This is a genomic window from Acidiferrobacterales bacterium (assembly GCA_028820695.1).
GTDB lineage: Bacteria > Pseudomonadota > Gammaproteobacteria > Arenicellales > JAJDZL01 > JAJDZL01.
This window is the reverse complement of the sequence record JAPPIB010000002.1, coordinates 22,813-36,362: the sequence shown is the minus strand read 5'-3', so window position 1 is coordinate 36,362 and position 13,550 is coordinate 22,813. Positions and strand designations below refer to the sequence as shown.

General features: G+C 50.3%; 12 protein-coding genes. 1 reads left to right on the top strand and 11 read right to left on the bottom strand.

From position 1 onward, the window contains the following. The first annotated feature begins 481 nt into the window (after nucleotides 1–481). Nucleotides 482–1,126 (top strand): CsiV family protein, encoded by a 645-nt coding sequence (locus tag OXI60_00285; protein ID MDE0308256.1) that lies wholly within the window; start codon nucleotides 482–484, stop codon nucleotides 1,124–1,126. A gap of 89 nt (nucleotides 1,127–1,215) precedes the next feature. On the opposite strand, the gene OXI60_00280 is transcribed toward OXI60_00285, so the two are convergent. From OXI60_00280 to gyrA, 11 genes are all read right to left on the bottom strand, one after another. Next, nucleotides 1,216–2,010, bottom strand: coding sequence for an S-methyl-5'-thioinosine phosphorylase (locus tag OXI60_00280; protein ID MDE0308255.1), 795 nt, complete (start codon nucleotides 2,008–2,010; stop codon nucleotides 1,216–1,218). Between the two features lie 6 nt (nucleotides 2,011–2,016). Then, entirely contained in the window at nucleotides 2,017–3,225 is a 1,209-nt protein-coding gene (gene lapB / locus OXI60_00275) for a lipopolysaccharide assembly protein LapB (protein ID MDE0308254.1), read from the bottom strand. Continuing rightward, complete coding sequence (locus tag OXI60_00270) at nucleotides 3,226–3,474, bottom strand: LapA family protein (GenBank protein MDE0308253.1); 249 nt, start codon at nucleotides 3,472–3,474, stop codon at nucleotides 3,226–3,228. A 78-nt stretch (nucleotides 3,475–3,552) separates the two neighbouring features. Beyond that, nucleotides 3,553–3,852, bottom strand: a complete 300-nt coding sequence (locus OXI60_00265; GenBank protein ID MDE0308252.1) for an integration host factor subunit beta — start codon at nucleotides 3,850–3,852, stop codon at nucleotides 3,553–3,555. Between the two features lie 27 nt (nucleotides 3,853–3,879). Further along, nucleotides 3,880–5,565 (bottom strand): 30S ribosomal protein S1, encoded by a 1,686-nt coding sequence (rpsA, locus tag OXI60_00260; protein MDE0308251.1) that lies wholly within the window; start codon nucleotides 5,563–5,565, stop codon nucleotides 3,880–3,882. Nucleotides 5,566–5,608: 43 nt separating this feature from the next. Continuing rightward, nucleotides 5,609–6,298 (bottom strand): (d)CMP kinase, encoded by a 690-nt coding sequence (gene cmk / locus OXI60_00255; GenBank protein ID MDE0308250.1) that lies wholly within the window; start codon nucleotides 6,296–6,298, stop codon nucleotides 5,609–5,611. After that, nucleotides 6,295–7,608, bottom strand: a complete 1,314-nt coding sequence (gene aroA / locus OXI60_00250; protein MDE0308249.1) for a 3-phosphoshikimate 1-carboxyvinyltransferase — start codon at nucleotides 7,606–7,608, stop codon at nucleotides 6,295–6,297. The genes cmk and aroA overlap by 4 nt, the downstream gene beginning before the upstream one ends. Before the next feature lie 14 nt (nucleotides 7,609–7,622). Continuing rightward, nucleotides 7,623–8,504 (bottom strand): prephenate dehydrogenase/arogenate dehydrogenase family protein, encoded by an 882-nt coding sequence (locus tag OXI60_00245; protein ID MDE0308248.1) that lies wholly within the window; start codon nucleotides 8,502–8,504, stop codon nucleotides 7,623–7,625. Nucleotides 8,505–8,674: 170 nt separating this feature from the next. Next, nucleotides 8,675–9,793, bottom strand: a complete 1,119-nt coding sequence (hisC, locus tag OXI60_00240; protein MDE0308247.1) for a histidinol-phosphate transaminase — start codon at nucleotides 9,791–9,793, stop codon at nucleotides 8,675–8,677. After that, nucleotides 9,793–10,866, bottom strand: a complete 1,074-nt coding sequence (pheA, locus tag OXI60_00235; GenBank protein ID MDE0308246.1) for a prephenate dehydratase — start codon at nucleotides 10,864–10,866, stop codon at nucleotides 9,793–9,795. The genes hisC and pheA overlap by 1 nt, the downstream gene beginning before the upstream one ends. 31 nt (nucleotides 10,867–10,897) lie before the next feature. Further along, on the bottom strand, nucleotides 10,898–13,498 hold the full coding sequence (gyrA, locus tag OXI60_00230; protein MDE0308245.1) for a DNA gyrase subunit A: 2,601 nt from the start codon (nucleotides 13,496–13,498) through the stop codon (nucleotides 10,898–10,900). Nucleotides 13,499–13,550: the final 52 nt, after the last annotated feature.

Here is a 13,550-nt window from a genome sequence, read left to right as displayed (position 1 = left end):
GCCCCCTTGCGATCGCGAGTCATACCAACGGTTTTCAGTTAACGAAAACGCCTCATCCATCGAATTCATCCTGGCGAATAATTTTCCGGTCCGACAATGCGCAACTATGAATGATCAGCCAGTCGGCGGCTTTGATGCTCTGAGTGCTTGAGTTCTCTCTTGAAAGATGATTGCAATACGATTCGGCATCAGTCCTATTCGGTTAATAATCGAACAAAGTCAGATGCTTAGGTCGAGGCACCGGTTTCGTATATGCTAACTGCGGTTCTCGTTAGGTCCACCAAGATGCTGCACGAGATGCCACTGGACAAGTCAAGGTAGTACAATTTGTACTGCTCAGTCGGTAACCAGGTGTCGACATCGCTCGAATCTGTTGCGGCAGCTCATATCGGTCTAGTTGTTCGTTGACCGTTCTATGGTGGCTGCAAATACATGATTCCCTTAAAATAGGTTTAGTGAGCCCGATAAGAAGAATTCATTAATGACTGTATCGTACTTCCTCCGCGTCAGTTTTCTGACATATGCTGTGTTGACTTTCTCGGCCGCTTCGGCCGCACCTGTACATATCGAAGCCATAGTATTCGCGCACGTCAACAAGGCCTCCGAAAATCCGGAATGGTTCCTGAAACCATCGGAGGAAATTGTTGTTGATGAATCCGACCAGCTATCCGGTCTTGTTGAAGCGCCTGATTTGATATCGAACCAAGCGCCCAGACCCGTCCAATCAACAGAACTGACGGGTATCGCAAACATTTTGAATCAACATCCGAACTATACGATATTGAGTCACTTGAGCTGGGTGCAGGAACCGGTCAGGCGAAGTCGTACAGTTGCTGTATCGCTCGACGTTGAACATGAGGAATTTTCCCTGACCCCCAATCTTTTGCTTTCCGGAGAGATTGCCCTGTACGAAGTCCAACTGATTCTGCAAGTGGAAATAGACGCTACGTACAATCCGACGCAGCCAGTGGAAAAAGGCTTGGTCAAATTGGACAAACCGGTGTTACTGTACTCCAAAGGCACCGAATATACACTGAATGAAAAACGTCAGGTGCGGATCGGGGAACTGCACTATTTCGATCATCCAAAGTTCGGAGTGATCTTTTACATGGTCCGCCCGCGATAACCCGGTCCACCGCCCCAATGTTGCTATCGCCAGGCAATTATCGGGTACATTCCAGCTGATGCCGCCAACGCAACATTGATCTCAGATATTTACATCCACATGACCGTGCTGTCGGGTTTCATGTGATTCGTTGAATTTACAATTGCAAGAGTCTCAGCGAGCAATCGATTCAGTCGTTCGTAGCCTAACTCACAAGCCTGTTCAATCTGACTTATGCCAATTGCGGAATCTGCACGCCCCGCAGCCGGGTTTACAATCAAGTTCACCGTTGCATAGCAAATCGATTTTTCTGCCGCCAATGCCGCTTCAGGCATTCCGGTCATTCCCACAACATCCGCTCCGTCTTTATCCATTCGGTCGATCTCGGCCGGTGTCTCAAATCGCGGGCCCTGGGTAATTCCGTAAACTCCGCCATTCACAACTGCCACATTGACATGCTTTGCAGCACGGATCAGGGCATCCCTGAGTTGAGAGCAATATGGGTGGGTCATTTCCAGATGGCCTATTTGTCCTTCGGACCCATCCAGGAATGTCGACTCCCTGCCCCAGGTGTAATCGATTAATTGGTCGGGTATCAATATTGAACCCGGGCCCAGCGACGGGCGGATGCCGCCGCATGTCGCGATCGCCACAATGGTGTTGACTTTCAGTTGTGAAAGTGCCCAAATATTGGCTCGATAGTTGATCTTGTGTGGCAATATCGAATGTGGCGTGCCATGTCGATGCAGCAAATAGATCGGTTGGTCATTGTAGATCGCACGTACAATTGGAGAAGACGGGTCGCCATACGGGGTAGTCAGTTCAATCTGTTCCTCGACAGATATTCCTGACAGTAATGCGCCGGACCATGAACCCCCGATGATCGCAATAACTGCAGAACTCATCGAATCCTATCGACCATACAAGGGCGGACTCAATTCTTTTTTATTCGCATTCGGCAATGCAGTGGAGCGAGTCGCCATGATCGTATTCCATCCCCGGCATCCGGGACACTGCCAATGAAGTGTTTTTACGGTGTACCCACACCTCAGGCAGGCATAGTGTCTCGCCGAGTCCATTTCGCGACGAATCAGAGTCTCAATCAACATGAAATCGGTGGATGGTCTTTTGCCCTCAGATTCCTTGAGTTTCAGCAGTATCAATCGATGTAGACAATGCAAGGAGGGATGGCTTCTGATCCATTCGATCAGATACTGGCTGGCCCGCTCATCCTTGTTCTGCGCTTCCAGTGCATCGACGTATGCAACAGCCAGTTCCGTATCGGATGTTGCCTCTGCTATGACTCGCAGAAATTCAGCCAATTCGCTGATTTGATGAATCGCCGTGTAACTTTCAGCGACCAGATCAACGGTCTCGAGAACGTATTTGGGATTCTTCTGTTCGAGAGACCGCCAGATCGATATTGCCGTTTCGTGCTCTCCTCGAATAGCCTTGACCCGACCCGACTGCAGTATGGCTCGTACACAGTTGTGATCAAAAGACAGGGATTCCTTGATGTTCTCTTCGGCCAGATCGTAGCGACCTTCCCGAATTGCCTCCTCAGCCTTTTCGCAGTAGTATTGGGCGATCAGTGCCGAATAGTCCTTGGATGACGAACGATTGAGTTTGTTCGTAACGGCAAGGCACTTGTCCCATTCCTTTTCCTGCTCGTAGATGTCCCGCAACGCTTCGTAAGCCGGCTCCTGAAACCTGCTGTCTTCAGCGAGCTCAGTAAATATTCGTTCTGCCCGGTCAAGGATTCCAGCCGTAAAGAAGTCATAGCCCAACTCAAAGAAAGCATTTTTTTTCTGCTCGGCAGTCAGATCGGAACGATCGATGAGATTTTCGTGTATGAGTGTCGCCCGCTCAATCTCCCCTCTTCGTCGATAGAGATTGCCCAGTGTCATATGAATCTCTATGGTTTCGCTATCCACCTCAAGCATGTCAAGAAAAAGCTCAATCGCCTTGTCGTGTTGCTCATTAAGCAGATAATTGATCCCCTGGAGATAGATGGAAGGTATTCGGTTTCGCTTCCGCCATGGAAACGACAGCGAATTCGACGCGAACCACCCGGATGCCGCTGCAACAGGCAATAACAGTAACAGCCATTCAGGTTCCATCTAAACCTCCGACGGCTTGGACCGTTTGGGATTGGATAGGAATTTCCGCTTAAGGAAGAGCAGATAGCTGATCACGATTCCAATCAACACGCCCAGAGCGAAGACCATGATCACCAACCAGGAAAGCGGGCCTTGCCATTGAATTCCGAAATAGTAGGATAATTCGACTACTTGTGGATTTCGAATGGTGAATGTCACCCCGAACAATAGGGCGACAACAGCGATAAAGACGACAAGAATCTTTTTCAAGCCGACCTACCTCGAAAGTAATCGACGCAAGTGCACGAAGTACCGAAGTATCAGATTACAAGATCGGTGCAGCCTGCCTCAGTCGTCGACACCCTCTACGGGTTTGTTCACACGTTCCCGTAGTCCCCTGCCTGCCTTGAACCTTGGAAAATACTTGCCATGGACAGCTACGGCATCACCGGTTCTGGGATTGCGGCCACTTCTTGCCTTCCGGTAACGCAGTTGCAGACTTCCGAAGCCTCGGAATTCAGCGCGTTTGCCTTCAGCGAGTCCGTCGCTAATGCAATCCAATATCAAATCGACCGCCTTATGGACATCGTCCCTGTGCAGGTCACTGTGAATGGACGCCAACGAGTCGATCAATTCTTTTTTTGTCATAGCGGTATACCTTTCAGTTCAGCATCATCACTCTTCTGTCGAAGTGAAGAATTTCTCCTTGAGCTTATCTCTCAAAGTTCGCGTGGGGCCTGTGTCCTCTTTCGCATAGTTTTGGTAATCCTGATTCTCACTTTCGATCAATAACGCTTTGATTGAAAGTGATATTTTTCGATTCTTGCGGTCAATACTCAGAACTTTGGATTCGACTTCCTGCCCGACTTCCATGGCTGACTTCGTTTCCTTGTATTTGCTCTTTGCGAGCTCGTTGTCTCGAATCATCCCTTTCACGCCATCGGCAAGACTGACAATGACACGCTTTTCCTCGAATTCATCAACGGTTCCCTTGACTACCGAACCTTTACCATTTTCGGCTACATATGCGAAAAATGGATCTTCCTGGATCTGCTTGATACCCAGCGAGATTCGTTGTCGCTCAGCGTCTATTGTGAGTATGACAACCTCGATATCATCGCCTTTGTCGTACTTTCTGAGTTCCGCCTCACTGTCACCACTCCAGGTTATGTCGTTGCTGTGAACCAATCCGTCAATTCCATTTTCCAGTGAAACGAAAATTCCAAAATCTGTAAATGACTTGATTCGACCCGTTATCCGATCGTCTTTTGCGTGCTTGGATGCGAACTCCACCCACGGATTCGACTGACACTGTTTGATTCCGAGAGAAATTCTATGACGTTCGAGATCCACTGAAAGAACCATCACTTCGATCTCATCGCCAACACCGCATATGTTGGCTGGATAGACATTCTTGGAAGTCCAATCCATTTCAGAGACGTGGACGAGTCCCTTGACTCCTTCCTCAATCTCCACGAAGGCACCGTAGTCCGTCAGACTTGTAACCTTGCCGATTAATTTGTCTCCAACCTTGTATCGCCGGTCGATGTTCGACCATGGATCCTCGGTCAACTGCTTGAGTCCGAGCGAGATTCTAGATCGTTCACGGTCGCATTTCAGAACTTTTACCGAAATTTCCTCACCAATGGTCAGAATGTCGGATGGATGCTTGACGCGTTTCCAGGCAAGATCTGTAATGTGTAACAGTCCGTCAATTCCGCCAAGATTGATGAATGCACCGTAATCGGTAAGGTTCTTGACGATGCCCTGAATGATCTGCCCCACTTCCAGGCTTTCCAACAGCGCTTCGCGCTCCTCAGACAGTTCTTTATCCAATACAGCCTTTCTGGAAATCACGACGTTGTTTCTGGCACGGTCCAACTTGATAATCTTGAATTCCACAGGCTCTTTTTCGAATTCGAAATTCTCGCCCTCCGGTGCAATGCGCGCACCATATAGAGACCCTGGAAGAAAAGCCCGCACATTCTCAAGTGAAACTGAAAAGCCACCTTTCACCCGACTGGTGATCACGCCAAGAATGACACTCTGTTCTGAGTATGCCGTTTCAATTTTTTCCCATGCCTGAACCCGACAAGCCTTATCCCGGGAAAGACGTGTGCGACCGCTTCCATCTTCGATGGATTCAATCTCGACTTCCACTTCATCACCGACTTTCAGATTTACCTCACCTTTCATGTCCCTGAACTGCGAAATTGGAATTTCGGCCTCAGATTTCAGATTAGCGTTGACAAGTACATAGTCCTTGTCAATCTCAACGATTTGGGCAAGCACAATTTCGCCTGCGCGCATTTCAACGTCTTTGATACTTTCCTCAAATAGTTGTGGGAACGTTTCTTCCATATTTATCAATCAGCTCCAGACTGTTATTACAAAATACATCTTATTAACGCCGTTCAGGCATGGTATTCAATTTATCGACAATTCGAACCACGACTTCGTCGGGCAACAAGTTTGAAGTGTCAATAACCAATGCACCTTCGGGTATTACAAGCGGGGCGTGTGTTCGGTTCGAATCACGCGTATCACGCTGCTCAATTTCTTCATAAAGGGGCTCAAAGTTAACACAAATTCCTTTTTTTTTCAACTGTATGCACTTTCTTTTGACTCTGGCTTCACGACTGGCATCCAGATAAACCTTCAACAATGCGTCTGGAAATACAACCGTACCCATATCCCGTCCGTCCGCAATCAAGCCGGATTCTTGCAGATAATCCTTCTGTATTGGCAACAACCCACTGCGAATTGAGCTGTTTGCAGCCAATTCAGATGCAAACTGCGCAATTGCCGGTGTTCGAATCCGCTCACTGACATCCATACCGCCAATAAACACCAAAGCTTCCTCACCATTTGGGCGCGGCTCACACCTGAAATCACTGCTTCGGACAATTTCCAGGATCTCGCTTGGGTTTCCGCCATCCAGCGAATTGTCTGTCGCGACCAGGGCACACGTCCGATAAAGTGCACCACTGTCCAGAAACTTCCAACCCAGCTTCAATGCGAGTTTCTGCCCGACTGTACCTTTTCCCGAACCCACCGGCCCGTCAATTGTGACCACCTTCGAAAATGAATTCATTTCCCGGTACCACTTTCGACGATGTTCATACCGGCCGTTCGTGCAATGTCAGCGAACCCTGGAAATGAAGTGTTGACACAATCACAGTTCATGACCTCAACGCCGGTTTCAGACACAGATCCTGCAATTGCAAAAGCCATGGCGATCCTATGGTCACCGAAACTGTCAACAGTTCCTCCACTTCGCTTGCTACCTTGGATCACGAAGCCGTCATGGCGTTCGCTGACAGAAATTCCTATGTTCGCCAGTCCGGTTGTTACCGAATGAATGCGGTCGCTTTCCTTCACACGCAGTTCCTCACAGCCCGAAATGACCGTTACTCCGTCGGCACAGGCTGCTGCGACAGCCAGAATGGGAATTTCGTCAATCATTTTTGGAATCAGGTCAGGATTGACTACAGTACCCTCGAGGGAGTCAGCACATTGCACCCGAATGTCCGCAACGGGTTCCGGACCGACCTCTCTTGCATTCATAAGTTCAACCTTTGCTCCCATTGACTTCAGTACGTCAAGCAGACCTGTCCGGGTCGGGTTGACTCCAACCCCTTTCAGAGTCAGATCAGAACCAGGTGTGACTGTAGCGGCAACGATATAAAATGCAGCCGAAGAAAAATCGGCTGGCACCTGAATGCGCTGTCCTGTAAGCTGTGAACCTCCAGTGATGGAAATTCTGCCTGAATCCCGCTCTACCGGACAACCAAAAGCATCGAGAAAATTCATGGTATGATTCCGAGTGAGTTCAGGTTCAACTACGGTGGTCTTACCTACTGCATATAGCCCAGCCAACAGTATTGCTGACGTGACTTGTGCGCTGGCGACGGGCAGTTTCCAAACAATTGGACTCAACCGCTCGCTCGGCGTGATTGAAACCGGCAAGCTGTTGTTATCAGACAGTGTAATATTCGCACCCATCTGCCGCAATGGCTCGACTACGCGGAGCATCGGGCGGGTGGAGAGAGATTCGTCTCCGGTGAATCTTGACGGAAACTGTTGGGCTGCAAACAACCCGGTGAGAAGTCGCAGTGATGTGCCTGAGTTTCCACAGTAGATGTCGGAATGAGGTTTCTGCAACCCTCCTAACCCTTTGCCTTCGATGGTCAACTCCGAACCATCTTGACGAATATCAATGCCGCAGGTCCGAAATGCGTTGATCGTCATCCACACATCCTCACTGAGAAGGATATCTTCAATGACCGACCGCCCTTTTGCAATCGAGCCGAAGATAACAGACCGGTGAGATATCGACTTGTCTCCAGGTAATGTCAGGCTTCCTGTCAACGGTTTGCCGGGGCTTACAGAGTAACTGATCACAATCTATCCTGCGATTATGGTTGCTGATGGGAATCCAATTTCAGATTCTCGTCGCGGGAAGACTTCGCATTTCGAAATATCTGTTCGATTTCGTCAATGTTCCCGGAAGAGATGCAAGCTGATATTTGCTGAAGATTATCAATATACCCGTTCAACTCCTGCAGGATCAGGGAAGCGTTGGCGGAGCATATATCGCGCCACATGACCGGATCGGAGGACGCAATCCGAGTGAAGTCATAAAACCCGCCTGCGGCCATTTGGAAACACTCGCGATTGTCTTGATGATTGGCGATATAGTTGACAAGGGCAAACGCTGCAACGTGTGGCAGATGACTGGTTGCCGCCAGGATCTCATCATGAGACTGGACATCCATCTCGTCGATAACACAGCCTGTCGCGGCCCACATGTCCCTGACTTTTTCTATCGCATGCGAACTGCTGCGAGCTGTGGGTGTGATTATGGTTCGCATATTCTCAAACAGGTTCTCAGATGCGGCTTCCACTCCCGAACACTCTCGCCCGGCGATCGGATGTGCAGGTACAAAACCAGTGAAAGACGAATCCAGATATCTGTCTGACAATTCCTCCAGCAGTGTCTTGGCACTGCCAACATCAGTAATGATCGAATCCCGATAGTTCGTCGATACGATGGTTTCAAATATCGAATCCATTGCCAGCATCGGTGTCGCAATAACTACAACGTCAGAAGACGGGACTTCATCTGCGAAATTCAGGGAGTAGCGATCGATCACGCCCAGCTCGATCGCTCTTTTCAGATTGTTCTCATTACGCCCGGCCCCGACAATCTCCCGTACCGCTCCAGCTTTGCGAAGTGCGAGGGACAACGAACCGCCGATCAGGCCGACACCGATTACAAGTAGCCTATCTATGATCATGACTTCTCAAATTCGAAACGGAATCTTCGCGCACAAAGGGCTGCCGTCAGTCAATCCATTCTGTTTGGCTGCGAGCATACCAATCGGTACCGAGTCTTTCTATTGGCAATCATCAGCGGATGAGATCAGTCATGTCTTTTGGCGCCTATGCGGTTCAATTATGCCGCTTTTCAGATAATTTTGAGTTCCTTCAGTTTTTCAAAAGCTTCCATCACGCGCAGGTTCTCGGCTTCAGTTCCTACCGATACCCGAAGATGATTTGGCATTTCGTAGCCTCCAACAGGTCGTGTAATCACGCCAAGTCCAAGCAGGCTTTCATAAGCGGGAATCGCTGGGCCATTCAGGTCGACACAGATGAAATTTCCGACAGATTCGATCGTATCCAGCTGAAGCTGCGAAAACCCATTGCGCAAGTATTGCATCTGTTCACGGTTCAGTTGACGGCTGCGTTCAGTGTGGTCGGTGTCCTCCAATGCCGCCAGCGCGGCTGACATGGCCAAGCTGTTGCAATTGAATGGGTGGCGAACCCGGTTCATCAGGTCGTTGATCTGAGGTGATGAGACCGAATAGCCGATTCGCATGCCGGCCAACCCATAAATCTTGGAAAAAGTCCGCGTTACCACCAGATTCGGATAGTCTGCCAACCATTGTGTGCAATCAGGATATTGCGGTTGTTCAGTGTACTCGGCATACGCCTCATCGACGACAACAATCACCTGTGAGGGAACCTTGTTGAGCAGTTGTCGCAACTGACCTTCTGTCGACCAGGTTCCAGTGGGATTATTGGGATTTGCGATGAACATGATTGCCGTGTCGTCACTGACTGCGTTCGCCATCGCTTCCAGATCGTGTCCGTAGTTCTTTGCATCGACCACACGGGCTTTCGCATGTGCATATATCAGCGACAGATAATAAACGATGAACGCGTGTCGCGAAATGACACCTTCCTGCCCGGGCTTGACAAAAACGCGGGCGAGCAGATCCAACACATCGTTCGATCCATTGCCCAGGCAAATCTGGTCGGCTCCGACATTGTGGCGGACGGCCAATTCATTCTTCAGGTCATGCCCGGAACCATCCGGATAGCGGTGTATCTGACTGGACGTGTTCGCGATCAGTCTGATGACCTTGGGGGAGGCGCCCAACGGGTTTTCGTTGGATGCCACCTTGATTGCATTGCGAACTCCATACTCCCGTTCGAGCTCTTCGATCGGCTTCCCGGGGTCATAGGGTCTGAGACTGCGCAACCCTGATGAGACTATGTCATAGGGCGAGAACTTGTCTGGCATCAACTAACACTTCGGGGATATGATCCCAGCAATTTGAATAGTGGTGCCCTTTGTTTCAATTCCTCGAACAGCTGTTTGATGTTCTCATCATCCACATGCCCCTCGAAATCGATGAAGAACACATACTCCCACATCGCCTTCCCACTGGGCCGAGATTCGATTTTCGACATATTCACACCCAATCTCGCAAAGGGCTCAAGCAGTTCCACCAACGAACCGACTTCATTTTTCTTTGACACCAGAATACTAGTTTTGTCGTAGCCGGTAGACCGGGTCGCGATCTTGCCGATTATGAGAAAACGCGTGGTGTTGCCGACGCGGTCCTCAATATTCGTCCGGAGAACTCCAACATGGTAAATTTCAGCCGCTGCCACACTGGCAATGGCTGCTGAATCTGCATCGTTACGTATGACATCGACCGCTTTTGCATTACTGCTGACCGGGATCAGTTCCACGTCAGGCAAATTTCGGCTCAGCCAGTTGCTGCACTGCGCCAAGGCCTGTGGATGAGCCATCACTTTCCTGACGTCGGACAGGTCGTCGGCCTGGCTGAGCAAGGCATGTTCAACCCGAAGTTCAATTTCACCGCATAACTGAAGGGGAGAATCGAAAAGACGGTCCAAAGTGCTGTTGACGACTCCTTCGATTGAGTTTTCAACCGGAACGACGCCGTAAGTTGCTTTTTCCAGCTCAACGGCGGAGAACACATCATTGATCGTCGGTCGGTACACTGTGTCAAACGAATGCCCGAAATGACTGTGAGCCGCGGCCTGTGTGAACGTTCCCTCAGGACCGAGAATGGCGATACGAATCGGATCTTCCAAAGCTCGGGTCGCCGAGATGATTTCCCTGAAGATCTGAATCATATCCTTGTCGCTCAACAGACCATTTTTGTTCCGCTCAATGACAGCGTTCAGAATCTTGGACTCTCTTTCCGGCACAAAAAACTGGGGATTGTCCTGCCGGTTCTTGATCTGTCCCACCTGGACACCCAATTGGGCGCGCTTTGTGATCAATTCCTGCAATTCGACGTCAATCGCATCAATTTCCTTGCGTAAGGATTCCAGCTTCATGATCGAATTACGGTGAGAAAAACGTAGTTGGTCAATGGTCAGCGACTTGCGTCGATGAACTTTCGTCGGTCTCGATGTCTGATTCGTCGTCGGAGGCAATCGCCACTCCGACCAAGGTTTCATCATCCTGAAGGTTGATCAGTCGCACTCCGGCAGCGATTCTCGAATATTTCGAAATTGAACTTGCGGTCGTCCTGATCAGGGTTCCGCCATCGGTAATGAGCATGATATGATCGTCATCATTAACCAACTGCACATCAATCATCTTTACCTGCTTGCGCCGTGAAGCAGGCAGGACGTACACGCCTTTCAGTGCCCGGGACTTTCTGGGAAACTCGCTGACGTCGGTGCGTTTGCCGACACCGTCCGACGAAACCAGCAACGCCACCTGTTCCCGATCTTCAGGTTCGATACAGAGCATCGAGATAAGTTCCTGTCCTGATTCCAGCTTGATTCCGCGCACTCCGGCTGCCGTTCGTCCCATCGGTCGCACCTGGTTTTCATTGAACCGAACCAGTCGAGCCGCATCACTGACCAGCAGGATGTCACTGTCTCCGCTTGCGAATTCAACATTGACCAGCTCGTCGCCTTCCATCAGTTTCAATGCCCGCAAACCGTTCGATCTGGGACGGGAGAATTTGTGCACGTCACACTTCTTGATTCGACCCTTGCGGGTTGCCATTACGATGAACTTGCCGCCGTTGTCGTCGCGGATCGGCAAGACTGCCGTGACCCGCTCATTTTCCGCCAAAGCGGGCAATACGTTGACCAGGGGTCGTCCCTTAGCGGTTCGACCGGCGCGCTCCAGCCGATAGACTTTGGTCCAATAGACTTTCCCGAGGCTGGTAAAGCAAAGCAACATGTCGTGTGTGTTTGCGGTAAACATCGTGCGGACAAAGTCGTCTGTCTTATGGGTGGTGGCCGTCTTGCCCCTTCCGCCGCGGATTTGCGATCGATATTCCGAGATCGGCTGCTGTTTGGCATACCCGGCTTCAGAAATTGTCACCACAACGTCCTCGCGCTCAATCAGATCTTCGTTATTCAGATCCATCGCGTTTTCGACGATTTCGGTACGCCTGCTGTCGTTTTTACCGTATTCATGCCGCATAGAGATCAGCTCATCGGAAATCTCCTTCATCAGCAATTCCTGCGAGGCAAGAATGGCCTTGGTTCTGTCGATCCGCGCCAAAATCTCCCTGAATTCGTCGAATACCTTATCCTGTTCAAGTGCGGTCAGATTCTGCAGGCGCATCTGCAGGATAGAGACCGCCTGCTCCTCGGAAAGGAAATAGCCGCGATCAGTCAGGCCGACGTGTGGATTGTTCGATTCCCTGACCGAGCCATCAGCAGCGTTCTGCGAGATCAGCTGCCTGACGACACTTGGATCCCATGGCCGTTCCATCAACTTCGCCCTGGCTTCCGGACCGCCTTTTGACTCCCGAATGATCGCAATCATCTCATCAATGTTGGATAACGCCACCGCCTGCCCTTCCAGGAGATGTGCGCGGGCGAGTGCCTTTCTCAGCTCGAATTCCAGTTTGCGCGTGACAACCTCGCGCCGATGCCGAATGAATCCATTCAGCAATTCCTTGAGATTGAACAGACGGGGTTGGTTGTGTTCGAGTGCAACCAAATTGATGCCGTACGTGGACTCAAGTCTGGTGAAGTTGTATAGGTTATTCTCCACCACTTCAGGATTGGCACCGGTCTTCAGTTCAATGACAATGCGCATTCCGGATTTGTCGGACTCGTCCCGCACCATGCTGATTCCGTCCAGAGTACCGGCTTTTACCAGTTCGGCAATCTGTTCGATCAGTCGGGCTTTCAGGATCTGGTAAGGCAACTCGGTGATGATCAGCGCCTGTCGGTTGGCCTTTTTCATCGGCTCGATCTCAACCCTGCCACGCAGTCGAATGGAACCGCGCCCGGTGGTATATGCCTCAATAATTCCGGACTGGCCATTGATTATGCCGGCGGTCGGAAAATCGGGGCCGGGCATATGTCTCATCAGTTCGCTTGTTGTCAGGCCATCATCATCGATCAAGGCCAGGCATGCGTTGATGGTTTCGGTGAGATTATGTGGCGGCACCTTGGTCGCCATACCTACAGCGATACCTTCGGAACCATTCAGCAGCAGATTCGGCAGGCGAGTCGGAAGAACCAGCGGTTGCAACTCCGTCTCATCATAGTTGGGGCCGAAGTCCACGGTATCCTTCTCGATGTCCGCCAACAGTTCGTGCGCCAGTCTGGACAATCGGATTTCGGTGTAACGCATGGCCGCCGCAGCATCACCGTCAATCGAGCCGAAGTTCCCCTGTCCATCAATCAGGGGATACCGCATGGAAAAATCCTGCGCCATTCGGACAATGGCGTCATAGATAGCGGAATCACCATGCGGGTGATACTTACCGATCACATCACCGGTGATACGTGCTGACTTCTTGTATGGCTTGTTCCAGTCATTTCTAAGGTCATGCATCGCATACAGGATACGACGATGAACCGGTTTGAGGCCATCGCGTATATCGGGCAATGCACGTCCCACAATCACGCTCATCGCGTAATCGAGGTACGATTGACGCATTTCGTTTTCCAAGTCGGCGATGAGGGTTTTCTTCGCGATTACAGACACAGGTCAACCTTTTAATCTTATTGAGGAATTTCGGAAAACAGACACAGAATAC

What these genes read in the sequence shown, in the direction of transcription:
- rpsA (MDE0308251.1), bottom strand. Translation starts at nt 5,565, where the DNA reads ATGGAAGAAACGTTCCCACAACTATTTGAGGAAAGTATCAAAGACGTT.
- OXI60_00265 (MDE0308252.1), bottom strand. Translation starts at nt 3,852, where the DNA reads ATGACAAAAAAAGAATTGATCGACTCGTTGGCGTCCATTCACAGTGAC.
- OXI60_00280 (MDE0308255.1), bottom strand. Translation starts at nt 2,010, where the DNA reads ATGAGTTCTGCAGTTATTGCGATCATCGGGGGTTCATGGTCCGGCGCA.
- OXI60_00245 (MDE0308248.1), bottom strand. Translation starts at nt 8,504, where the DNA reads ATGATCATAGATAGGCTACTTGTAATCGGTGTCGGCCTGATCGGCGGT.
- pheA (MDE0308246.1), bottom strand. Translation starts at nt 10,866, where the DNA reads ATGAAGCTGGAATCCTTACGCAAGGAAATTGATGCGATTGACGTCGAA.
- hisC (MDE0308247.1), bottom strand. Translation starts at nt 9,793, where the DNA reads ATGCCAGACAAGTTCTCGCCCTATGACATAGTCTCATCAGGGTTGCGC.
- lapB (MDE0308254.1), bottom strand. Translation starts at nt 3,225, where the DNA reads ATGGAACCTGAATGGCTGTTACTGTTATTGCCTGTTGCAGCGGCATCC.
- OXI60_00285 (MDE0308256.1), top strand. Translation starts at nt 482, where the DNA reads ATGACTGTATCGTACTTCCTCCGCGTCAGTTTTCTGACATATGCTGTG.
- cmk (MDE0308250.1), bottom strand. Translation starts at nt 6,298, where the DNA reads ATGAATTCATTTTCGAAGGTGGTCACAATTGACGGGCCGGTGGGTTCG.